Annotated in this window: 23 protein-coding genes; 5 read left to right on the top strand and 18 right to left on the bottom strand. The window is 42.3% G+C overall.

All coding sequences use genetic code 11. The features are described 5' to 3' along the window. Positions 1–45: 45 nt before the first annotated feature. A complete protein-coding gene (gene rlmD, locus B6K83_RS04275) occupies positions 46–1,362 on the bottom strand; it encodes a 23S rRNA (uracil(1939)-C(5))-methyltransferase RlmD (protein ID WP_085283587.1) in 1,317 nt (438 codons plus the stop codon). 168 nt (positions 1,363–1,530) lie between these two features. Here rlmD and B6K83_RS18525 point away from each other — a divergent pair, with 168 nt between their 5' ends. Together B6K83_RS18525 and B6K83_RS04270 are read left to right on the top strand one after the other, a co-directional pair. Continuing rightward, positions 1,531–2,385, top strand: a complete 855-nt coding sequence (locus B6K83_RS18525) for a HAMP domain-containing protein (RefSeq protein ID WP_233143791.1) — start codon at positions 1,531–1,533, stop codon at positions 2,383–2,385. A 27-nt stretch (positions 2,386–2,412) separates the two neighbouring features. Further along, positions 2,413–4,317: a response regulator gene (locus B6K83_RS04270; RefSeq protein WP_269843988.1), complete on the top strand. Its 1,905-nt coding sequence runs from the start codon at positions 2,413–2,415 to the stop codon at positions 4,315–4,317. Between the two features lie 115 nt (positions 4,318–4,432). Here B6K83_RS04270 and B6K83_RS04265 read toward each other — a convergent pair whose 3' ends face one another. From B6K83_RS04265 to rpoE, 12 genes are all read right to left on the bottom strand, one after another. After that, positions 4,433–4,678, bottom strand: a complete 246-nt coding sequence (locus B6K83_RS04265; RefSeq protein WP_175474816.1) for a hypothetical protein — start codon at positions 4,676–4,678, stop codon at positions 4,433–4,435. 135 nt (positions 4,679–4,813) lie between these two features. Beyond that, complete coding sequence (gene acpS / locus B6K83_RS04260; protein WP_085283583.1) at positions 4,814–5,194, bottom strand: holo-ACP synthase; 381 nt, start codon at positions 5,192–5,194, stop codon at positions 4,814–4,816. A gap of 24 nt (positions 5,195–5,218) precedes the next feature. Next, entirely contained in the window at positions 5,219–5,953 is a 735-nt protein-coding gene (pdxJ, locus tag B6K83_RS04255; RefSeq protein WP_085283581.1) for a pyridoxine 5'-phosphate synthase, read from the bottom strand. Between the two features lie 92 nt (positions 5,954–6,045). After that, on the bottom strand, positions 6,046–6,747 hold the full coding sequence (gene recO, locus B6K83_RS04250) for a DNA repair protein RecO (RefSeq protein WP_085283579.1): 702 nt from the start codon (positions 6,745–6,747) through the stop codon (positions 6,046–6,048). Between the two features lie 74 nt (positions 6,748–6,821). Next, the gene (gene era / locus B6K83_RS04245) at positions 6,822–7,733 is read right to left on the bottom strand and encodes a GTPase Era (protein ID WP_085283578.1); all 912 of its coding nucleotides are present in this window, start codon (positions 7,731–7,733) and stop codon (positions 6,822–6,824) included. A gap of 31 nt (positions 7,734–7,764) precedes the next feature. Next, the gene (rnc, locus tag B6K83_RS04240) at positions 7,765–8,454 is read right to left on the bottom strand and encodes a ribonuclease III (protein WP_092251240.1); all 690 of its coding nucleotides are present in this window, start codon (positions 8,452–8,454) and stop codon (positions 7,765–7,767) included. Positions 8,455–8,456: 2 nt separating this feature from the next. Further along, positions 8,457–9,377 carry a signal peptidase I gene (gene lepB, locus B6K83_RS04235; RefSeq protein WP_085283576.1) on the bottom strand — a complete coding sequence of 307 codons (921 nt, stop codon included), beginning with the start codon at positions 9,375–9,377 and terminating at the stop codon, positions 8,457–8,459. A 43-nt stretch (positions 9,378–9,420) separates the two neighbouring features. Next, complete coding sequence (lepA, locus tag B6K83_RS04230; RefSeq protein WP_085283574.1) at positions 9,421–11,211, bottom strand: translation elongation factor 4; 1,791 nt, start codon at positions 11,209–11,211, stop codon at positions 9,421–9,423. 89 nt (positions 11,212–11,300) lie between these two features. Then, a complete protein-coding gene (locus tag B6K83_RS04225; protein ID WP_085283572.1) occupies positions 11,301–11,777 on the bottom strand; it encodes a SoxR reducing system RseC family protein in 477 nt (158 codons plus the stop codon). Further along, positions 11,774–12,736, bottom strand: coding sequence for a MucB/RseB C-terminal domain-containing protein (locus B6K83_RS04220; protein WP_085283570.1), 963 nt, complete (start codon positions 12,734–12,736; stop codon positions 11,774–11,776). Before B6K83_RS04220 ends, B6K83_RS04225 begins: the two co-directional genes overlap by 4 nt. Then, entirely contained in the window at positions 12,733–13,335 is a 603-nt protein-coding gene (locus B6K83_RS04215) for a sigma-E factor negative regulatory protein (RefSeq protein ID WP_085283568.1), read from the bottom strand. Before B6K83_RS04215 ends, B6K83_RS04220 begins: the two co-directional genes overlap by 4 nt. A gap of 50 nt (positions 13,336–13,385) precedes the next feature. Next, on the bottom strand, positions 13,386–13,967 hold the full coding sequence (gene rpoE, locus B6K83_RS04210; protein ID WP_085283566.1) for an RNA polymerase sigma factor RpoE: 582 nt from the start codon (positions 13,965–13,967) through the stop codon (positions 13,386–13,388). Positions 13,968–14,185: 218 nt separating this feature from the next. On the opposite strand from rpoE, the gene nadB reads away from it, so the two are divergent. Then, positions 14,186–15,775, top strand: a complete 1,590-nt coding sequence (gene nadB / locus B6K83_RS04205; protein ID WP_085283564.1) for an L-aspartate oxidase — start codon at positions 14,186–14,188, stop codon at positions 15,773–15,775. Here the strand turns inward: nadB and B6K83_RS04200 are convergent. Both B6K83_RS04200 and B6K83_RS04195 read right to left on the bottom strand, forming a co-directional pair. Then, the gene (locus B6K83_RS04200; protein WP_085283562.1) at positions 15,772–16,155 is read right to left on the bottom strand and encodes a hypothetical protein; all 384 of its coding nucleotides are present in this window, start codon (positions 16,153–16,155) and stop codon (positions 15,772–15,774) included. The two genes, nadB and B6K83_RS04200, sit on opposite strands and share 4 nt — an antisense overlap. Positions 16,156–16,228: 73 nt before the next feature. Beyond that, a complete protein-coding gene (locus tag B6K83_RS04195; protein ID WP_085283560.1) occupies positions 16,229–16,480 on the bottom strand; it encodes an FAD assembly factor SdhE in 252 nt (83 codons plus the stop codon). Between the two features lie 198 nt (positions 16,481–16,678). Here B6K83_RS04195 and ygfZ point away from each other — a divergent pair, with 198 nt between their 5' ends. Together ygfZ and B6K83_RS04185 are read left to right on the top strand one after the other, a co-directional pair. Further along, positions 16,679–17,644: a tRNA-modifying protein YgfZ gene (gene ygfZ, locus B6K83_RS04190; protein ID WP_085283558.1), complete on the top strand. Its 966-nt coding sequence runs from the start codon at positions 16,679–16,681 to the stop codon at positions 17,642–17,644. A gap of 8 nt (positions 17,645–17,652) precedes the next feature. Further along, the gene (locus B6K83_RS04185) at positions 17,653–18,144 is read left to right on the top strand and encodes an FKBP-type peptidyl-prolyl cis-trans isomerase (RefSeq protein ID WP_085283555.1); all 492 of its coding nucleotides are present in this window, start codon (positions 17,653–17,655) and stop codon (positions 18,142–18,144) included. A gap of 99 nt (positions 18,145–18,243) precedes the next feature. Here B6K83_RS04185 and B6K83_RS04180 read toward each other — a convergent pair whose 3' ends face one another. The 3 genes from B6K83_RS04180 to guaB form a co-directional block, all read right to left on the bottom strand. Continuing rightward, positions 18,244–20,211: a RecQ family ATP-dependent DNA helicase gene (locus B6K83_RS04180; RefSeq protein ID WP_085283553.1), complete on the bottom strand. Its 1,968-nt coding sequence runs from the start codon at positions 20,209–20,211 to the stop codon at positions 18,244–18,246. Positions 20,212–20,683: 472 nt separating this feature from the next. Continuing rightward, positions 20,684–22,261 carry a glutamine-hydrolyzing GMP synthase gene (gene guaA, locus B6K83_RS04175; RefSeq protein ID WP_085283551.1) on the bottom strand — a complete coding sequence of 526 codons (1,578 nt, stop codon included), beginning with the start codon at positions 22,259–22,261 and terminating at the stop codon, positions 20,684–20,686. Between the two features lie 198 nt (positions 22,262–22,459). Next, the gene (gene guaB, locus B6K83_RS04170) at positions 22,460–23,932 is read right to left on the bottom strand and encodes an IMP dehydrogenase (RefSeq protein WP_085283549.1); all 1,473 of its coding nucleotides are present in this window, start codon (positions 23,930–23,932) and stop codon (positions 22,460–22,462) included. Positions 23,933–24,032: the final 100 nt, after the last annotated feature.

The following is a 24,032-nucleotide window of genomic DNA, read 5'->3' as shown; positions in this document are numbered from 1 at the left end:
CCGTTCCATTTTCAACCGTTTATATTAAACAATATATCAAGCGATCTACAGGCTAAACATTACCATAGTTTCCACATGCTTTGTTTGAGAAAACATATCGATTAAGGCAATTTTTTCAACTTTATAGCCATGGGATAGCAGTAGTTTGGCATCTCGGGCTAGTGTTGCAGGATCGCAACTCACATACAGTATGGATTTAATGTTTAGCAGTAATAATTGCCTAATGGCTTGATATGCTCCTGCACGCGCGGGGTCGAGTAACGCTTTTGTGTATTTGACGGTTACCCAAGGCTGTGCATGCCAATCACTGTTGAGATCGGCTTGATAAAATTGACAATTATCAATGCCATTACGCTTAGCGTTATTTTGCGCTTTAGCGACCATAGCTGGAACACCTTCAATACCCACCACGGCCTGAACTTGCTGAGCAATTGGCAAACTAAAGTTACCTAAGCCAGAAAACAAGTCTAACACCCTATCCTGTGGCTTTAACGCTAACCAAGCTTGCGCTTGCGCCACCATCTGCTGATTAACTTTATGGTTAATTTGAATAAAGTCATTAACTGAAAATTCAATTGTAAGTGTGTCTGTGACGCGATAGTGTAACGGCTGATCATCACTTAATGCTGTCAGTTGTTTACCGTCATCCAAATATACTAAATAATTATTTTTCTTAGCAAAGTCTTGCCAATGCTGCTTATCCTGAGGGCTAGCATTGAGCAACTGACGCACAACCACTACATTGGCATTTGCGGCAATAACTTCAACATGACCAATGGCGTTTTTTCCGGATAACTTGGGCAGCAATGCTGTTAACTCAGTGAATATATCAGCAAACGCAGCGTCTAAAACAGGACAAGATGTAATGGTGGTTAAGTCGTTACTCGCGCGCCGACGAAAGCCTATTATGGCATTGCCCTGCTTATTGTATTGCACGCCTATTCTTGCTTTACGACGGTATTGCCATGGTTGGCTGGTAATGTGACTTTGCCAAGGCAGCGCTATGTTTATGCCTTCACGAGCAAACAATTGACTGACTTTATCTTGCTTATAGGTCAGTTGCTGTTGATAGGCAAGATGTTGCAGGTTACAACCGCCACAATGATAAAAGTGCCGACACTTTACTGCAACTCGGGCTTCGCTCTCGGTGATCACTTGTTGCAACTTGGCTTTTAAAAACTTACTTTTTTGCTCATAGACTTGCACTTGCACAGTTTCACCAGGTAAAGCTCCGTCAATAAACACAGCTTTTTTGCCCTGCACAGCAACACCACAGCCATGTTGATCTAAGCGCTGCACTGTTACGGTCAAGTTTTGTTTTACTTGTGTTTTTTTCGAACTTGCTTTAAATATTTGCACCATAACATTGTTACCACTATTTTGTTGGCGTGAAGGGTTAATAAGCCACTGACAGACTGTAATATTCTCGGCTTTGCTGCGCTAGTGAACGATTTCTTATTTGGTATTGTTCGCTTCTGTGCCATTATAGCGTTATTCATTGGATGATTTTACCCTATAGCTCAACTAAAAATGCATAAAATAAGCCTGAAAGATTGGGGGATTTTATTAACAATCGTACCAACAACTATAATCAGTTTAGTTATTGCAAGTTACTTGTCTTACAGTCGCTATAGCGAGCTTGAGCAATTTCTTTATCAACGTGCCACCAGTATTATTGCACCGTTAGCCATTAGTAGTGCCGCGCCTTTATTAGCTAAGGAGCGTGCAGATTTAAGATCCCTTATCGGCTTCAGCCATCGTAGCCAGTCAAATATCATCAAAAGCATTGCTGTTTTTACCCAAGATAATCAAATATTTGTTACCAGCGCCTACCATGGTGATACGCATACTATGCGTATTAAAGCCGGTCAAAGCATACCCAATCGTATTGTTTTTGATGACTTTGGTGATTATTTAGTGTTTCGCGCACCTATTATTAATGAAAGCAATGCTCAAAACACGAATAGCGTCTTGGGCGTGGAAAGCGATATTATTGGTTATATTGCCATGCAAATCGACAAAAGTAATATTCAATATGCTCAACAAAAATTATTGGTGCATGTCTTTATCATTGTCCTTGCCGGTGTAATTGCCAGTGCTTTTTTTGCCTTCAAACTGATTAACAGTGTTGCACGCCCCGTTTCTTCTATGGTGACGGCCATAGATCGAATCCGAGAAGGTAAAATTGAAAGTCGTATTAGTGGGCAGTTAATTGGCGAATTAAACTTTTTAAAAAATGGCGTTAACGCCATGGCGCAATCGCTAGGTGACTATCAAGATGAGATGCAACGTAGTATAGATCAAGCCACCATAGATCTCAGAGAAAGCTTAGAGCAATTTGAAATTCAGAACGTTGAGCTTGATATTGCCAAGCGTAAAGCGTAAGATGCAAACAAAGTAAAATCGGAATTCTTGGCCAATATGAGTCACGAATTACGCACACCGCTAAACGGGGTTATTGGCTTTACCCGACAAGTGCTAAAAACGCCGTTAAGTGATACGCAAAGAGATCACTTGCAAACTATCGAGCGATCCGCGGGCCATTTGTTATCAATTATTAACGATATTTTAGACTTTTCTAAACTTGATGCTGGTAAGTTAGTCATTGAAAACATTCCATTTTCACTGCGTGAATCAGTGGAAGAAACCCTCACCTTACTCGCTCCGAGCGCCCATAAAAAGAATATCGAGTTATCATTACGCGTTAGCCCACAATTGCCAGACTCGCTGATTGGTGACGCAATGCGCATTAAACAGGTAATGGTAAACCTTGCCAATAATGCGATTAAGTTTACTGACACTGGCGCGGTTGATATTAACCTTGAAGGTCATGTAGTTGGCAAGAATTTATACAAAATAAGAGTAACCGTGCAAGATACCGGCATAGGCATTCCAAGCCAACAACAAAACTCGCTCTTTGAAGCCTTCAGCCAAGGTGATAAAAGTGTAACGCGCCTATATGGTGGCACAGGCTTAGGTTTAGTTATTTCGCAGCGATTAGCACAAGAATTACAAGGCAGTATAGGCTTTGAAAGCGTTGAAGGAGATGGCTCTACTTTCTGGTTCACCTTTCAATGTGAACTGAACCCTTTACCAGCACTACAACCAGCAGCGCCACAATCATTAAAAAATCGTACAATATTATATTACGAGCCACATCTTGCCAGCCGAGTGGCGACTAGTGAGATCCTTGCGGCATGGCATATGCAAGTAACCTGTATTAGTCAAGCCAGTGAGTTAGCATGCATAGTTGCCGATAAAGAACGGCTGGCTGGCTTTGATTTTGCACTGATTGGCCACGATGTCACCCCGGCAGCACTTGATGATGCGAAAACACTCATTTCACACTTAAAACAACACATAGCAGCTATACACCTTGCGGTAAATAGTAACTCGCCAAGTTTACATCAAGCCATAGTGGCAAGCGGCGCAAAGTCCTGTATTAGTAAACCTATTACTATGCAGCGCTTATTAAAAGCCTTAATACCTGCAACCGTTGATGATGCCCAACACAGTCAACTGGTGGAGCATAAACTACCAATAAAAGTGCTGGCAGTAGATGACAACGAAGCAAACTTAAAACTCATTAATGCCATGTTACTTGAGCAAGTAACTAGCGTTGCTACAGCAACGGATGGCGCACAAGCCGTAGAATTATGTCGTCATGAAAAATTTGCGATTATCTTTATGGATATACAAATGCCAGTTCTCGATGGTATTTCTGCTTTGCAGCAGATTCGTCAACAAACCTTACATGAAACCACGCCTATTATCGCGGTTACCGCACACGCTTTTGGCGAAGAAAAAGATAGGTTACTCGAGCTCGGCTTCAATTCATTTATAACGAAACCAATTGACGAAGCCATGCTACACCATAGTATTTACGAATATTGTGATCCGACCTTACTTGGCCTGCGCCCCGAGCCTAATGCCATAACTGAGCGAGTGATGGCTAATGTCAATGCAAAAACCATTGATTGGCCACTGGCATTACAACGTGCGGGACAAAAGCCAGTATTAGCCAAAGATATGTTCATTGGCTTAGTCAATAGCCTACCGGAAAGTAAAGCAAATATTGCCGAAGCCTTGATATCACAAGATATTGAGCAATTAAAAGCCTTAATCCACAAACTCAATGGCGCCTGCTGTTACTCGGGTGTGCCAAAACTTGGTAAAGTTACACATGAATTAGAAACCGAACTCAAGCGCGGCTTGAGTTTAGCCGATCTTGAGCCAGAGTTTTTTGAATTTTTTGAACAAATAGATTTGGTGCTAGAAGATGCAGCTGACTTTGTAAAAACGCTTGAAAATGAATAGCTAACGATAAATATTACTTGTTAGCTGTCACTCTTCATCACGCGACATAGAACGATGACACTCGCTATGTTGAAGCACTAAAGGCGAATATGGGTAGGTTATAAATACGAGCAGGTTAACGTACTTTGATATCTGGAGAGGTATTAATATCGCCATCTTCCGTGATCACAGCAATGCCTGAGTTACACATTAATACCGCTAAGCTATGGCCGTGTTCATTGCGAACAAACTTTAGCTCGTAGCCAAACTTACCTAAACTACTTGCTGAGAATTTTTGCGCCAATGAAAGTTTAGACCAAGCAGCAGCTTGCTCTGATGACTCTTTTCGCCGATCAATAATAGGTTGTTTTTGCAACGGCATCACTACTCCTTTATGTTCAGGTATTGACAACAATCTTCAGCCTGATCTTATTTCAGTATAGAGCATTTAATCAAACTAGCACGTAAATTTTATGATGTCGTGAGAATATTAGCCTTATTATTGTGACAAAACGACTTATTGTGATAATACAACGAAAGCCGTCGCGTAATTTTTTTCATCAGATAAGGAAATATGCCAAGTGTTGGCACCCAAGCCTGTCGCTAAAGCTAACGCTTGCAAGCTTAACACTAGCGTGGGTTGACCGGAAGCTAAGGATACTATCTCGATATGTTGAAATGACACTCCTGATGCAATGCCAGTTCCTATCGCTTTTGCCATCGCTTCTTTACCCGCCCAGCGCTTTGCAAGAAAGCGCTCAGGTTGTTTTAAGGTAAAATAATATTGTTGTTCGTTTGGCGTCAATATACGTTTTGCCAAGCGAAGCTGAGCATTATCAGACATCTTGGCGATGCGACGAATATCAACAATATCGGTACCAATACCTACCACTGACACAACAAAACCCTCAATTTAATACGTTTATATGCCTCGTGCTTCAAGCATTAGTTGTTTCATATCTCTGGTCGCTTTTTCTAAGCCATCAATAGCGGCACGGGCAATAATAGCATGACCAATATTGAGCTCAATAATTTCAGGGATTTCCGCGATTGGCTTAACGTTAAAGTAGTTCAGACCATGGCCCGCATTCACCTTTAACCCTAAACCATGGGCATAGGTTGTGCCTTCAACAATACGAGCTAATTCAACTTGTTGCTGAGCTTCAGTTTCTGCCTCGGCGTATTGTCCGGTATGGATTTCGATATAACTGGCTTTACTGGCAACTGCGGCATCAATTTGGGCCTTATCTGCATCAATAAATAAGCTAGTTTCAATACCAACAGCGGCTAGCCGTGCCACAGCCGCATTTATTTTCTCTTGTTGCCCAGCAACATCTAAGCCACCTTCAGTGGTTAACTCTTCACGCTTCTCGGGCACAAGACAGCAAAACCTAGGCTTAACATCACAAGCTATGGCCAACATTTCTTCAGTCACCGCCATCTCAAAGTTCATGCGGGTATGTAACGTTTGTTTAAGTAGGTAAATATCTCGGTCTTGAATATGGCGACGATCTTCTCTTAAATGCACGGTAATGCCATCTGCGCCAGCATGTTCTGCCACTGAGGCAGCATAAACAGGATCCGGATAGTTTGTACCACGCGCCTGACGCAAGGTGGCAATATGATCGACGTTTACGCCTAATAAAATATCTTTCATTGTTAATCTCTTATTTGCTTCATTGTTCTCTATTGGTTCAGCGGAGAATTGAGCGCTTGTTACCGCCATCACCTTAGGGTTCGATTAAAATATTAACGCCTACTTTTGCCTAGCTCGTTACTAAATAACTTTCTGCTATTGAGCGGTACGCCCTTGAGTAAGTGATTTATTACTTGCCGCATTAAGGCTTTAAAGGTGCTACGCACCTGTGAGCATGATAAATCGCGCTTAGCAATGGCTTGCAGGTGTTGGCGATCATAGCAGCTTTGTTTTAATTTGGTATAGGCTGGCATAAAGCCGTCATCTGGCAAATAATAAAAACCGCTAGCTTGATGCTCAAAAACAATGGAAAAATCAAAGGCTACCCCCAGTTCATCCATCAAGATTAGCTCAAACTCTCGCAATGACACTTCTATGTTATCGGTAGCTGCTAACGCCTGTAAACACAGGCTGTATTGCTGATATAGCGCACTACAAGCGATATTTTCAGGCAGTAATTTCACTAATAGTTCATTGATATAAAAGCCACTGAACAACGCCTGCTTTTGTAATAAAAATGATTTACCTGCAGGCTCGACTCGCAACAAGTTTTTTAAACTGTGTTGGCCTTTTAAAGTTACGCTAATCGGCAAAAAAGGTTGCAATAAAGCTTTTCGACTCGACTTAGTTGTATGACCAATGTAGCTGAGCGCGGCAAGTTTGCCATGGTGCTGGGTAAATAAATCAACCAGTAGCTGGTTTTCTCGGTAAGGCCGAGTATGAAGTACAAATGCTGCTTGCGAATACTCTTGCATTGCAATTTCCAAATACACTATCTCGCGTTAATTCATAGGTAGTAGGCTAACACGCTGCACCGCCGCCGATAAAATTACCCCGAGTAGTCATCACCATAGCCTAAACTTCTTAAGGCTCTTTCGTCATCAGCCCAACCTGATTTAACTTTCACCCAAGTTTCTAAAAACACCTTGCGCTCAAATAAGTTTTCCATGTCTCGTCGCGCCTCTTGGCCGATAACTTTTAACTTTTCACCTTTATTACCTATGATCATGCGTTTTTGACTACTTCGCTCCACTAACACTAACGCATTTATATGCAAAATACCTTTTTCATCCAGCTTAAATTGTTCTATTTCTACAGTTGTTGAATAAGGCAGTTCGTCACCGGTAAAACGGATCAGTTTTTCACGCATAATTTCTGAGGCCATAAACCGGCTTGAGCGATCGGTAATATAGTCTTCTGGAAACCAAAACTCTCCGGCGGGCAATGCCTGAAAGCAAAGCTTTTTAATGGTGCTGATGTTATCGCCTTTGCTGGCGGAAATCGGCACGATATCGGCAAAGTCGTGTTTTGCCCCAAGCTTTTGTAAATGCGGTAGCAAACTGTCTCTATCTTGAATATTATCAATTTTATTAACCGCTAAAACACAAGGCGCTGAGCTTGCTTTAATTTTTGCTAACACCATTTCATCATCGCTCGTCCAGTGGGTGCCTTCGACAAGAAATACAATCATCTCCACTTCGGCTAACGTGCTGCTGGCCGCCCGATTCATTAAACGGTTGATAGCGCGTTTTTCCTCACTATGTAAACCTGGAGTGTCAACAAGGACCGCTTGATGATGATCTTCGCTTAAAATACCTAGTATCCGATGACGTGTCGTTTGTGGTTTACGCGATGTGATACTGACTTTTTGGCCAAGTAAGCTGTTTAATAGTGTCGACTTACCCACGTTGGGTCGACCAACGATGGCAATAAGGCCGCAATGCTTTTGTTCTGTTGTCATGATGTTAAGTTCAACTTATTGGTCGGGCAAGCTATGTTGTTTGCTCGATTAATGCTAAAACCTGCAACGCAGCTGCTTGCTCTGCTTTACGCCGACTACTACCTTTGGTGATCACTGCTTGCTCAAGCACGCTGGTGGTACAACAAACAGTAAATTGCTGGTTGTGTGATTGCCCTGTGGTATTGATGACTTCATACTTAGGTAGGGCTATTTTGCGTCCTTGTAAATACTCTTGTAAGCGAGTTTTCGGGTCTTTTTGCTCATTGCCTGGCTTAATTTTCGCTAAGCGCTGCTCAAACCAACTCAAGATCAAGCGCTGACAGGTTGCTAAGTCTGCGTCTAAATAAACCGCACCAATTATTGCTTCTACCGCATCTTCTAGGATAGAGTCACGTCGATGTCCGCCGCTTTTTAATTCACCTGGCCCTAGTATTAAGTATTGCCCTAAATCAAAGCTTCGCCCAAGCTCTGCTAATGTCACACCTTTAACTAAACTCGAGCGCATACGGGTTAAGTCACCTTCTGCTTGCTTAGGAAACTTTTGATATAAAGACTCTGCAATGACAAAGCCTAAAATCGAATCACCTAAAAACTCTAGTCGTTCATTATGCGCTCCCTTGGCACTTCTGTGGGTCAGAGCTTGCATTAACAACTGAGGATCGTTAAACCGATAACCTATTTTTTTTGAAAGTCGCGCAATAGCGCTAGGATTATGTAGCACGGTTATTCTATTCCACCAATGCGAGAAAACCTAACGCCTGTCGGCACCCAACTGGGTAATAAACTGTCTTCGCCACGTTCAAAATCAAAACTCATCCAAATAGCGACCGCTTGCCCTACTAAATTTTCTTCTGGTACAAAGCCCCAAAATCGACCATCTAAACTATTGTCTCGATTATCACCCATAACAAAGTACTGGCCTTTTGGCACAACAAATTCATTGGCTTGACTACCCGCTTGTTTATAGTAATGGCGTGTTCTAGGCAGTACCTGCTCGTTCACTAAAAAGTCGTGCTGCTTACCACCCAGCGTTGAACTGTAACGAGATAACGGCATACCATTATCAAAATAATCATCTTTGTTTTTAAAGTCTTGTGGCACTTGTTCAAAATCAGGACATTGCTCATCTGTGGCCTGACAGGCACGCTTGATATATAAAATTTTATTTTTATATATCACCCTATCGCCCGGTAAGCCTATTACACGTTTAATATAGTCTATTTGTGGCTCAAGTGGGTATTTAAAAACCACGATATCGCCACGCTCTGGTAAACCCACTTCCAGAAACTTCTTCCGTGCGACAGGATCACGCAGGCCATAATTAAACTTATTCACCAAAATAAAATCACCATCCAATAAGGTTGGCATCATTGAACCAGACGGTATTTGAAAAGGCTCATAGATAAACGAGCGCAGCACAAGTACAAATGCTATCACTGGAAAAATTTGTACTGAGGTATCAACCAGTGCATTGGGCTCAGCTAATTTAGCTGTCGCTTCCTCACTAAGTGGTTGCTCGCATTGCGCTTGTGCATCGGCTACTTTACGTTGTCGTTGCGGTGCTAGATAAAATTTATCTGCTAGCCAAATAATACCCGTAACTAGGGTCACTATGACTAAAAATATTGAAAAGTAAACTGCCATTTTATTCCTATTTTGTTCTCAGTTTAGTAAGAAGTTAACTACGTTATTTGTCCAGTTTTAACACAGCTAAAAACGCTTCTTGTGGTACTTCAACGTTACCCACTTGTTTCATGCGCTTCTTACCTTCTTTTTGTTTTTGTAGCAGCTTTTTCTTACGCGAAATATCGCCACCGTAACATTTAGCGGTCACGTTTTTCCGCAATTGTTTCACTGTAGTACGCGCGATAACATTGTTACCTATCGCCGCTTGAATGGCGATATCAAACATTTGACGGTGAATAAGCTCTTTCAATTTCTCCACCAACATGCGGCCACGAGACACAGAATTAGAGCGATGTGTGATCATGGCTAAGGCATCAACACGATCACCATTAATCATAACATCCACCCGCACCATATCTGCCGCTTCAAAGCGTACAAAGTGATAATCAAGTGAGGCATAACCACGACTGGTTGACTTTAACTTATCAAAAAAGTCCATCACCACTTCTGCCATAGGTAACTCATAAGTGACCGCCACTTGTTTACCATGATAGATAATATCTTTTTGTACACCACGTTTTTCTATGCATAAGGTAATGACATTACCTAAATGCTCTTGCGGCACTAAAATATTCGCTTGTACTATCGGCTCACGGATCTCATCAATGTTATTAATGGCGGGTAAATCGCTTGGATTATCAATCGAGAGTAAGTCGCCATTAGTACAGGCAATTTCATAATTTACGGTTGGTGCTGTGGTGATCAAGTCGAGATCATATTCACGCGCCAAGCGCTCTTGAATGATCTCCATGTGTAACATACCTAAAAAGCCAATACGGAAACCAAAACCTAGTGCCGAGGAGTTCTCTGGTTCAAAAAATAATGAAGCATCATTTAGGCTGAGTTTGTTTAGCGCTTCGCGAAAGTTTTCATAGTCATCTGAACTGATGGGGAAAACGCCAGCATACACTTGTGGTTGTACTTTTTTAAAGCCAGGTAATGCCTGGGGCGCTTCTTTTTTCAAGATAGTAATGGTATCACCGACAGGGGCACCGTGTATTTCTTTAATACCGGCGATAATAAAGCCAACTTCGCCGGTTTTGAGTATTCCGGTATCGGTTTGCTTGGGGGTAAAAATACCCACTTTGTCAATGATGTGGCTTTGTCCGGTCGACATTACCACCATTTTATCGCCTTTTTTCACTTCGCCATTCATGATACGCACCAATGACACAACGCCTTGGTAATTATCAAACCATGAATCTATGATTAGCGCCTGTAACGGTGCATCAGGGTCACCTTCTGGCGCAGGAATATTTTCAACAATAGTCTCTAATACATCATCAATACCTAAACCGGTTTTCGCAGAGCAGGTCACGGCTCCGGTGGCATCAATACCAATAATGTCTTCAATTTCCTCGCTGACACGCTCAGGATCCGCTTGTGGCAAGTCTATTTTATTTAAAATGGGAATGACTTCTAAGTCCATTTCAATCGCGGTGTAACAGTTTGCCACGGTTTGCGCCTCAACACCTTGGCCAGCATCAACCACCAGCAAGGCGCCTTCACAAGAGGCAAGTGAACGAGAAACTTCATAAGAAAAGTCAACATGTCCAGGTGTATCGATGAAGTTTAATTGGTATACCTCGCCATCTTTCGCTTGATAGTCTAAGGTGACACTTTGCGCTTTGATGGTAATGCCACGCTCGCGCTCGATATCCATAGAATCAAGTACTTGGGCTTCCATCTCACGCTCTTGCAGACCACCACAGTGTTGAATTAGGCGATCCGATAACGTCGATTTACCGTGATCAATATGGGCAATAATAGAAAAATTTCGAATATGTTTCATAAATAGGCAGTCAAATAAGCTTGTGGTTAATTCTATAATGGCGAGATTTTAGCTAATTTAGCGCGCTGGGGCTATCTTTATGTGCGCTTTCAGTCGTTGATTTCTGCAATCGTAATAGATTGGCTTTCGAGCCGGACAATTTTTGGCGCTAGCTTGGCACAATTAGCACTACTAATTTGCTGGCGCTTGGCTAACAAAAAGCCTGCAACACCACCTAGCCCGCCAAATAACAAGGCAAATGCTTCATGGCTAAATATGGCGTTAATCACTAACCACTGGCTTATACCTGAGGCTAATATCAGACCAATTAAAGGCCATATATAAACTTGCCATGCCGCTTGTAACATAGCACTTTCTTGTAAGCCAATCACCACAGTATCGCCCGGCTTTAGCGCTAGCGAAGACTTGAGCGTTAATGATAAATTTTTTTGTGGAAAAGCTTTGGCTACTTGGCCACTGCCACAGTTATCAACTTGCTGGCAGCCACTACAGGCAGATTTTATTTTGCTGGTGACTGTCACCCTATCATGGTCAACGGCTACAACGGTTGCTTGCTCTTCGATCATGGGGCTGCACTGGCGGTTAGTACCACAGAGTCAGCAATCACTTTTGCTGTTTTTGCGGGAATTTTGCCAACAACACTGACTTCGAAACTATTAACCACTTGATTCAAAACAACCGTGGCACCGTCCATCACATAATCCGTTGCACGTTGTCGATCTTCACTTGGGTTAACATAGACTGAAACATCCACTAAACCATCGTTAAATAACATAAACTCTACTGGCTTTTTCGTTGCCGCTATCCGATGGCGATTAGCATTTACCTTAGTAAACCCTGCGGGTAACCAGCTAACCTGCCATTGTAGGGATTGCGCTTGATAACCCTCTGGAATTTCGATCACTTTTGGCAACTGCGTCTGTTGTAGTTGCCGTAAACTTTCACTGAGTTCTTTCGTGATGTCTAAATGGGTAAATTGCACCTGCTCAAGTAGTTGTCCCGCTCGGTTAGCTAAAGCCAACTTTAATAACATGCCCGTTTTTTGGTCTAACCATAACCAGTGACCATAGCGGTGCGGATCTTTTGACACTATACGGATCAATTGTGCTGGTCGCCCTAATACACGGCTGCGTCCAACCGATATAAAATCATAAGTCTGAGCGAGTGAGTTAACATCACCGCGCAATATTGCCGGAATAGGGCCTGTGATTTGCTGAGAAACCACAGAGTATGGTGGTAACTCAGGCTCGATATAACTAACAATATTCTTTTTACGAAGCACGTCTCGACGTGGCCCATTTAACAAGGACAATATTTCTAGTTCATCGCCGTTATCATCAACACCATGAAACCAATGATAAGGTTCAGCTTGGTTATTTTTAACGACAACAAAAGATGTACTAAAGTTAAGTGATTGTAGCGATTGTGCAAGGCGTTCCAGCCAAGGCTCAGCTTTTTCATTTTCAGTGGCTGCCACTGAAGTGCTAACGGTGATCAGTAGCAACAAACTCGGAATTAATTTCATTTAGCTGGATCTTCAGCCTTATTTTGTATTGAACTAGTACTGCTATCAACAGAGCTTAATTTTATTTGTTGTTGGTGATCTGCCAATAACGCTTGAAATCGTCGCTGCTGCGCAATAAATGCTTGTTTTTCGCTGGTACGACTTACCGGCTGAAAATTCAAACTCACCGGCTCAGCAACACCACCTAACGGCATAGTTTTCACCACTTGGGTCGCAGGCAATAATGTTTCATTATCGGTGCTATTTTGTTGAACACCTAACACCATTAATCCAGCCGCTGAGGCCGCAATGGCCACTTGCGCAAAAGGTTTAGTAAACTGTAACAAGGTTGCTTTAACTTTATTAACTTGCCGTTGCGCGGTTGCAGAACTTACTGGTGCGACGATACTGGGTTCTTTATCAATTGCCGTAGCAATTTGCGCTGCTATATCAAGGTTGATAGTGGCTGACGTTTCGCCACGCATTACATCGCCGACAAGATGATAACGTTCCCATGTTGCAGACAAGTGAGCGTCATTAAGTAATTCCTCAATGAATTCATCATTGGCTTGATAACTATCAGCTACCGATGACACTGTCTCTAACTTATTTTCACTCATAACGACACCTTAAAACTCACTCATGATTTATTACTAAAGTAATATACTAGCTACGACTGCTGCAACAATGGCCTGATCTTTTTGTCCACTGCATCTCGTGCCCTAAATATTCTCGAACGTACGGTACCTACAGGACAATCCATAACCGTAGCTATTTCTTCGTAACTTAAGCCTTCTAGCTCTCTTAAGTTAATGGCCGTGCGTAAATCTTCTGGCAATTGCTCAATGGTTTTAAACACCACATGCTTTATCTCATCTGTGAGTAACAATTTTTCTGGTGAGGCATTTTCTCGTAATGCATCGCCAGAATCATACATCTGAGCATCTTCAACTTCAATATCCGACCCGGGTGGTTTACGCCCCCCCGCAACTAAATGATTCTTCGCACAATTTACCGCAATACGATACAACCAAGTATAAAACGCACTATCACCTCGAAAGTTCGGTAACGCTCGATACGCCTTGATAAACGCCTCTTGCACTATATCGGGCACATCACTATGGTTTTTTACATAGCGTGAAACCAAATTGGCTACTTTATGTTGATACTTAATGACCAGCAGGTTATATGCGTTTTTATCACCACGTTGCACCCGCTCAACCAATTTTTGGTCAACGTTCTGTTCGCTCATTTGAGCCGTATCTCCTACTCACCATTTTCATCTTATCTACATCTGATTTACATCTGGCTCACGGCAAACGCAACAAGTAGGACTAGCCTAGCAATAAAAAGTTCGATAAATATTGAAAAAATTAAAATTTATTTATAAACATAGTTTTCTGCTGTTCTGTCACAGCAATAAAAGCTAATATTGTGCTATCTATAAGTGTACCTTAATTTCAAGACTATATGAATCAACAACACAATTGTGACGTTTTAATTATCGGCAGTGGTGCTGCGGGCTTATCACTTGCGCTACATTTAGCAAAAAATGCCGATGTGATCATTCTGAGCAAGGGACAAATTAATGATGGCTCAACATTCTATGCACAAGGTGGGGTTGCTGCCGTGTTTGACGAGAATGATAGTGTTGCATCACATGTCACAGATACTTTAGTTGCAGGTGCTGGATTATGTGACCAAGCCATAGTGCAATATACCGCTGAAAATGCTAAAGGCTGCCTAGAGTGGCTGATTGATAAAGGCGTGCACTTTGATCAAGATAAGCCAGCAAAGAATGGCGATATTCGTTATCACCTCACCCGAGAAGGTGGTCATAGTCACCGGAGAATTTTACATTCAGCTGATGCCACGGGCCAAGCCATTCAAACCACGCTCGTCTCCCAAGTGAAGAATCACCAGCGCATTCGTATTTTTGAACGTTATAATGCTATTGATTTAGTTTGTAATGAAAGCGACACAAAAAAAAGCTGTTTAGGCGCCTATGTTTGGAACCGAAACGACGAGCATGTTGAGCGGATATTTGCCAAAAAAACCATTTTAGCAACCGGTGGTGCCAGCAAAGTTTATCAATACACTTCTAATCCAGATGTTGCCAGTGGCGATGGTATTGCTATGGCTTGGCGAGCAGGCTGTCGTGTGGCTAACATGGAATTTAATCAGTTTCACCCTACCTGTTTATTTCACCCTGAAGCTGGCACATTTTTATTAACCGAAGCACTTCGGGGTGAAGGCGCTATTTTAAGGCGTCCTGACGGCAGTCGCTTTATGCCCAAATTTGATGAACGCGCTGAACTTGCACCCAGAGACATAGTTGCGCGTGCCATTGACTTTGAAATGAAACGCTTAGGCGCTGATTGCATGTATTTAGATATCAGCCATAAATCTAGCGACTTTATCAAACAACATTTTCCCACCATTTACGAACGTACCTTAGCCTTAGGTATCGACATTACCAAGCAACCTATGCCCGTTGTCCCCGCTGCCCATTACACTTGCGGCGGCGTGATGATTAATAAACAGGGTAAAACCGACATCAATAATTTATATGCCATTGGCGAAGTCGCTTATACTGGCTTGCATGGTGCTAATCGCATGGCCAGTAACTCATTATTAGAATGCTTGGTTTTTGCCCGTGCAGCGGCACTAGATATTGAACAAACTCTAGATTTTCAACAACCTAATATCGACTTACCGCCTTGGGATGAAAGCCGCGTTACTGATTCAGATGAAGAAGTGGTTATTCAACATAACTGGCATGAATTACGGCTGTTTATGTGGGATTATGTAGGCATAGTGCGAACCACCAAACGGCTGGAGCGCGCGTTACATCGAGTCGAACTACTACAAAGTGAAATTAATGAATATTACCGTCACTTTAGAGTCAGTAATAACCTTTTAGAGTTAAGAAACTTAGTGCAAGTGGCTGAATTAATCATACGCTCGGCACTGTTGCGCAAAGAGAGTCGAGGCTTACACTATACTTTAGATTATCCAGAGCAAAACAGCGCTACTGAAATTACAGTGCTGACACCTTAACTTAAACACGAATTATCAACTGACGTTTGTACGCGCAATATGGCGCGTGCTAGCCGCGCCTGATCCTGCACAGTTAAGCTATCTTTAAAAATAAACCTATTGGCAGGTGCATTGTCATTAACGTGAAAAATTAACCAATAACCCCATAAGTAAAGCTGTGAGTCTCTTGATAATTGCCCGAGCTGGTGTTCATTGAAACGACATTGACCTGACGATGATAAAAGAAAATTTGCAGTCGCTAGGTCACTTTTTCTAAAAAAATACGCTAACCATTGCTGCTGAACAGGCTTAGTTGCATAGTGATATAATAGCGCCGACGCCAAAAACAGAAGCGTAAAAATCACCAATAACCACAATGTAAAACCAACCACGATCGCCACGCATAAATAACCGACGCTCAGATAAAATAACAGCGTAAATAATGCGCAGTACAATGACGGCGACAGCTCAATGTTATACTTTAACTCGTTGTAATATAAGTTGCACCATGGCGTTGAGCTCTGGATCTTCACAAACTTCATGTCCCATAAACCACGCAAATAACTCTGGGTCTTGGCAAACTAACAAGCGTTCAAACGTGGCTTTATCTTTTGCCGATAGGTCATCATAGGCTTCATTAACAAAGGGTAAAAAAAGCACATCTAACTCTAGCATCCCACGTCGACACGCCCAGCGTAATCTCGGTTTATTATCCGTTAATGTCATACTAAATTCTCATCAATCAAGTTTGCGCGTATTCTATCAAAGCCCAAGTCACAATAGCCATGCATTGATGATAAAATTAGTCACTTTCTCCATATTAAGTGCTATTAAAAATAGCACATTAGCTTGAAATTGATAGAAACGTCCTCATTTACCAAGGTAAATGATATTTTCAGCATAACCGCAAGATGAGAATAAAAAATGACCAACGCTTTACCCGCTTATAATGAATTACCAGCACTGTTCGCTATAGAGTTAGATAACTTAGGCGCAATTACCTTATCTGGTGAAGAGCAAATAAAATACTTGCAAGGGCAAGTAACGTGTGACGTAGAGGATTTGAAACAACAAAAGCTGCTCGCTGGGGGTCACTGTAACGCCAAAGGTAAAGTGTTTTCAGTATTTCGCTTGATTGAACGTCAAGAAAAATTTTTCTTAATTCAAGCAAGCAGTTCAATCGCTGATTCGCTAGCAGAATTGAAAAAGTTTGGCGTTTTTGCCAAAGTTGACATAGCACAAGATACAGAAAATGCCTACCTCGCCATTGCAGGTCAAAATGCGGCAGAAAAAATTGCTGCACTATTTCAAGTGACTCCTGATAGCGAAACGCCTGTGGTGCATGATAACGGGGCCACCATTATTTATCTTGCCGGTAAAATCGCTCGTTACTTGATTATCGATAACAGTGAAAAACTCACTGAGCTCGTTAATACCACGGCAATTCCTACTTTTACCCAACCTGTGTGGGACATGATGGAAATAGCCGATGGTTTTCCTATGCTCAAAGCCCCTTATATTGCCGAATATGTGCCGCAAATGCTCAATCTACAAGCTATCAAAGGTATTAGCTTTACTAAAGGCTGTTACTTAGGGCAAGAAACGGTCGCCCGTATGCAATATTTAGGCAAAAACAAACGTGCACTTTTCGCACTCTCTGGCGCAGACAGCTCAGCGAAAGTCGGTGATATTATTGAGAAAAAACTTGGTGAAAACTGGCGCAAAGCTGGCGACGTATTAGCAGCTTATCATGCCGATAATAAGCAGTGTTATTTGCAAGCTGTGTTAGCCAATGATATTGACGAAAACACGGAACTGCGAATTAAAAACCAACAGCAGGCATTAACCTTAATGCCCTTACCTTATTCACTAAATACAGACCTTGACTAGGATAAAATATGAAAATTACCGATAACAAAGTAGTAGTACTGCATTACGCGGTATCCGATAGCGAAGACACCTTAATAGATAGCTCATATGATCACAGCCCGTTAGCGGTAATTCAAGGTTCCCACTATTTAATTCCAGGCTTAGAAGCCGCACTTATTGGCCACCAAGCAGGCGATAAATTTGACGTTGCCGTCAGTGCTGATGACGCTTATGGTCAACGTGAAGACGGCTTTGTACAAAGTGTACCTAAAGCAATGTTTGCCGGCATTGAAGATTTAGAAGTTGGTAGCCAATTGCGCGCTACCACCGATGATGGCGAGCAAACAGTGATTGTTATTGACGTCAATGACGATGAAATTACCGTTGATGGTAATCACCCTTTAGCCGGCATTGATTTAAAATTTGATGTTGAAATACTTGAAGTGCGCGATGCTACCGAAGAAGAGCTTGCCCACGGTCATGTTCATGGTGAAGGCGGCTGTGGCCACAATCACGACTAACCATTCGCAACAACAATACTTGTCTGCATTAGGTCATAAACACAATGCAGGCAAGCGACACTTACCAACGTTTTAACAGCTTAACTCACCCGTTATTTATCACAGATTTTCTCTTGCAAGGCATGCCTGTACTTGCGCTTTAATATCGCCATAGCGCATCTGCTGACACAACCCAAAGTAGCTCAATTTCCGCACTTTTGCGCGGGTAAATAGCGGCACTGTCATGCCCGATAAAAAACGACAAATAGTGGCCAGCGAAAGGTGGCTAACTTGCTCAAGCGAAGCACCTGCATACGCCGATAAGTGTTGTTGTAATTGCTTAATTGCTAATATTAGGGTGTCTTGGCTTATTTCTTGATGTTGCCTTGAGTTTGGCAATCGCGCCACTTGCCCACGACACACTGAGCAATGACCACATTTTGTCGGTGCCTGCGAGTCAGCAAAGTAATGACAAAGCTGCTGCATTAAACAAACATCACTTTGGAAAAATGCTACCAAGTGTTGAATACGCAAAATTTCTGCTTGCTCTTTTTCGAGAAAGTACTGCTCAAGCCGTGTCGCTAAACTTTTATCTGCCAACGCCGCCATATTCACTGCATACACTTCAGTGTTTTTTTGAGTTGCTAATTCAATATGCTGTTGCTCAGCCAAATACTCTAATGCCGCAATAATACGCTTTCTTGGCGTTTGGTAACGCTGATACATAAGTTCAAAGTCAGGCTCAGCCCATACTTTTTTCATTTTTGCACTTGCAAATAACTGCTGTAAAAACTCACTTCGTTCACCAGCAAAGGCACTGATGATTTGCGCTTTTGGGCTAATAAATTTAAATTTAAATTCAGCAAAATAACTATATTGGGCACTGATCACACCCAGCAGCTCGAGTTGTACTAATAAGGTTTTCAACGCTAGTTGCTTAATATTGCTGGCATTAGATAACGCCAGTAATTGCAACTGCCACTGACCATTTTGCACTTCTGAGCTGATATTTTGCAGTACATAGTCAATACTAGATTTTTCAGGTGTATCAGCATAGACAAAGTTTTCAACGGTAGCTATACCATCGAGATTAGCTAATACAAAGCAATCCGCTGGGGCTTTATCCCTGCCGGCACGACCAATTTCTTGACTATAGTTTTCAATCGATTTCGGTAGGTCATAATGAATCACAAAACGAATATCTGACTTATCTATCCCCATTCCAAAAGCAATGGTCGCGACAATAATGGCGGTTTGCCCTTGCATAAAGTCTTGCTGAATTTTTTTCCGAACATCATCTTTAAAGCCCGCATGGTATGCTTGTGCAGATAGCCCTTGTTGCTGGAGAAATGTCGCAACGTTTTCTGCACTTTGCTGCAAAGTCACATAAACAATACCACTGCCTTGACGTTGCTTAAGTAACTGTAACAACGCTTGATTTTTATCCCGCTCTGGCACCGGTAGCACTGCCAAGTCCAAGTTGCTACGATAAAAGCCCGTTTGCACTATATGTTGCGGGGCAATGGCAAATTTTTCCGCCATATCTTGCTGTACTTTTTTCGTTGCCGTGGCAGTCAGTAACAACACCAAAGGGATATCTAGCGCTTGTCGATACTCTGGCAGCTTTAAATAATCAGGGCGAAAATTATGCCCCCACTCAGAAATACAGTGCGCTTCATCCACCACCAACATAGAGATAGCAATAGATTCGATAAACTCCCGAAAGCGCTCATTTTTAAAACGCTCAACTGAAACCATTAAAATTTTGATCTCGCCAGAGCGTACCTTACGGCTAATATGCTGACTTTCTTGATACGATAAAGTCGAATCTATACTTGCTGCCGCCATGCCTTTGGCATGTAAAAATGCTAACTGATCTTTCATCAACGCTAAAAGTGGCGATACCACTAAAGTTAAATGTGGTAGATTAATCGCCGCTAATTGATAGCATAAGGACTTACCCGCGCCCGTTGGGAAAATAGCTAACGAAGAGTCACCATGAAGCAACTGACTTACCGTTTGTTCTTGACCGGCTCTAAATTGCTCAAAGCCGAAATGTTTTTGTAATGACTGCTGCAAATTCAACATATTTACCTTAGAGTTAAAACCCGTGTCGCCTTGTCAAGTTACAACGCGATAAAGTGCGATAGCCTGTGACTAACAATAGCGCTGTGGTCAACTTAACTAAAGCACAACTTGCGCTAATGTGTTACCGCGTAGTAGCCTCGCATTTTCAATGCACCTAAATTACCACAACGCCACTATAGCGTTAGCTGAGCGAACAGCAAAAACCTACAAAGATAAATACACGCTCGTAATATCTCGACCAAACCGCTGCTGCGCTTATGGCTTGCTGCACGTTTAATGCATGCTTTTTCTTATCTATTAAAAAACCTCAATGCCTTTCAACATTGAGGTTTTATCAAAATATCACGCTTGATTTATATGTAAACACCGTAGATATTGGCTCCCCCAAAAACGCTGTTGGTTAACAACCTTGTTGTCTTCGCTTTAAGCATGAGCTTGCCAATACCTGCACGTTTACATAGCGGCTACAGGTTTACTCCCACTCAATCGTGGCCGGCGGCTTACCTGAGATATCGTAAACAACCCGAGAAATACCGTCAATTTCATTAATAATACGGTTTGAAACTAAACCTAAGAAATCATAAGGCAAATGAGACCAACGCGCCGTCATAAAGTCTATGGTTTCAACACAACGTAACGACACCACCCAGTCATATTTACGCGCATCACCCATTACGCCCACAGAGCGAACCGGTAAAAATACCGTAAAGGCTTGGCTGACTTTAGTGTATAAATCGTGTTTACGTAGCTCTTCGATAAAAATATGATCCGCTCGACGTAATAAATCCGCATATTCTTTTTTCACTTCACCGAGAATACGCACCCCTAAGCCTGGTCCAGGAAATGGATGGCGATAAAGCATATCGTACGGCAAACCTAACTCTAAGCCGATTTTACGCACTTCATCTTTAAACAGTTCACGTAATGGCTCAACTAAGCCCAACTCCATATCTTCTGGCAAGCCACCGACATTATGGTGTGACTTAATAACATGGGCCTTACCCGTTGCCGATGCAGCAGATTCAATCACATCTGGATAAATAGTCCCTTGGGCTAGCCACTTGGCATTTTTTAGTTTGCTGGCTTGTTCATCGAAAATTTCAACAAAAACATTGCCGATTATTTTGCGCTTTCTCTCAGGATCATCTTCACCAGCTAAACGCTCTAGGAAACGATTTTCCGCATCCACATGAATAATATTCAAACCAAAGTGATCGCCAAACATATCCATCACTTGTTGACCTTCGTTTAAGCGCAATAAACCATTATCAACAAATACACAGGTTAGCTTATCGCCAATTGCACGATGTAACAGCATAGCAACAACAGATGAATCTACTCCACCTGATAGACCAAGCACCACCTCATCATCACCAACTTGGGCTTTCATTTTTGCAATGGCATCTTCAATAATAGACGCTGAGGTCCATAATTTTTCACATTGGCAAATATCCACCACGAAATGCTCTAAAATGCGCATCCCTTGCTTTGTGTGCGTTACTTCAGGATGAAATTGCACACCATAGAATTGTTTCTCTTCGTTGGCCATAGCGGCATATTTACAGCTTGGTGTTTGTGCTAGGGTGACGAATCCCGCTGGAATTTCAGACACTTTATCACCATGACTCATCCAAACATCAAGTGAAGCATTACCATTGTCATTAACACTATCTTCAATAGCATTAAACAACGCAGATTTAGCAATAATTTCCACCGCGGCATAACCAAATTCTTTATGCTCAGAGCCTTCAACACCGCCACCTAACTGCTCTGCCATGGTTTGCATTCCGTAACAAATACCTAACACAGGTACACCTGCATTAAATACATATTCAGGCGCACGCGGTGAGTTGTGCTCTGTTACTGACTCGGGTCCGCCGGCTAATATAATACCTGTTGGGTTAAAGTCTTTGATTTGTGCTTCGGTCACGTCCCATGCCCACAGTTCACAGTAAACGCCAATTTCACGCACACGGCGAGCAATAAGTTGTGTGTATTGTGAACCAAAATCTAGAATTAGTATGCGGTGATCATGAATGTCTTTACTCATGGTTGTTTTCCTACTTTTTACCATCAAAGGTATTGTTTATAAATAACAACACCCTGAACTTAACACGAGTACAGGGTGTTTGAATTTTCATTGCTTTACCTGCAACAACAGCACAAGGATATTTTATCCAATGTGCATTAACGTTAGATATCAACTACTATCATCAAAACATTAATCGCAAGGCAATTACATATCCGACTACCCCATACGGTAGTTAGGTGCTTCTTTGGTAATGGTGACGTCATGTACATGCGATTCACCCATACCGGCCGATGTAATTTTCATAAATTCAGGTTTAGTGCGCATTTCTTCAATGGTTGCCGAGCCCGTTAAGCCCATTGACGAGCGTAAGCCCCCCATTTGCTGATGAATAATCGCCGCAACTGGGCCTTTATAAGCAACGCGACCTTCTATGCCTTCTGGTACTAACTTATCGGCTTCGCCATCAGATTTTTGGAAGTAGCGGTCACTTGAACCTTCTTTTTGGCTCATCGCACCAAGCGACCCCATACCACGATAAGATTTGTAATAACGTCCTTGGTAAAGCTCAACTTCGCCAGGAGCTTCTTCAGTGCCAGCAAACATGCTGCCCACCATAACGCTATGTGCCCCCGCAACTAAAGCTTTAGCAATATCACCTGAAAAACGAATACCACCATCGGCAATCACGGGAATACCTGTGCCTTTTAACGCTTCAACGGCATTAGAAATCGCCGTTAATTGCGGCACACCAACCCCAGTAACAATACGCGTAGTACAAATAGAGCCTGGACCAATACCCACTTTCACAGCATCTACACCAACATCGGCCAACGCTTTCGCCCCTGCACCTGTGGCGACATTACCCGCAATTATCTGTAGATCAGGGTATTTGGCACGCGTTTCTGCAACACGATCAAGTACCCCTTGAGAATGACCATGAGAGGTATCAATTAACAAAACATCAACACCAGCAGCGACCAAGGCATCAATTCGCTCATCCGTGCCCGCACCGACACCAACTGCAGCACCTACACGCAAACGACCAAACTCATCTTTACAAGCGTTAGGCTTGCTTTCTGCTTTTTGATAATCACGAACCGTGATTAAGCCTTTCAAGGTAAAGGCATCATCAACCATAAGGATCTTTTCAATACGATGTTCATGCATTAAGCGTAAAATTTCTTCCCGCGACGCTCCTTCTTTGACGGTTACCAATTTTTCTTTTTTAGTCATCAACGCAGTAACAGGCTTAGTTAAGTCAGTTTCAAAACGCAAATCACGACCAGTAACAATACCAATCAGTTTGTTATTATCATCAACCACAGGAAAGCCAGAAAAACCAAGATCATCGGCAAGACGCATGGTGTTTTCTATGGTTGCCGTTGGGCTGACCGTTACTGGATCTGAAACGATACCACTTTCGTATTTTTTCACTAATGACACATGTTTTGCCTGTTCAGCTATGGTCATATTTTTATGGATAAAACCTAAGCCACCTTCTTGGGCTAAGGTAATAGCTAACGGTGCTTCTGTGACTGTGTCCATAGACGCAGAAACCATAGGTACATTTAAATTGATTTTTCGAGTTAATTTGGTTTTTAAATCGGCAGTATGGGGCAGTACCTTAGAATGGGCAGGTACCAGTAAAACATCGTCAAAAGTTAGCGCTTCTTGGGCAATTCTTAGCATCGCAACATCTCTCTAAATTGAGTGGTTAGGGAGGGAATATTGCGGCAGAATTTTAACCGTTTTGTCTACCAAGGTAAACTTATAATTACGATAAAATGAA

The organism is Colwellia chukchiensis, assembly GCF_002104455.1.
Taxonomy (GTDB): domain Bacteria; phylum Pseudomonadota; class Gammaproteobacteria; order Enterobacterales; family Alteromonadaceae; genus Cognaticolwellia; species Cognaticolwellia chukchiensis.
Note: the sequence above shows the minus strand (reverse complement) of the source record. Positions and strands in the feature narration are given on the sequence as shown.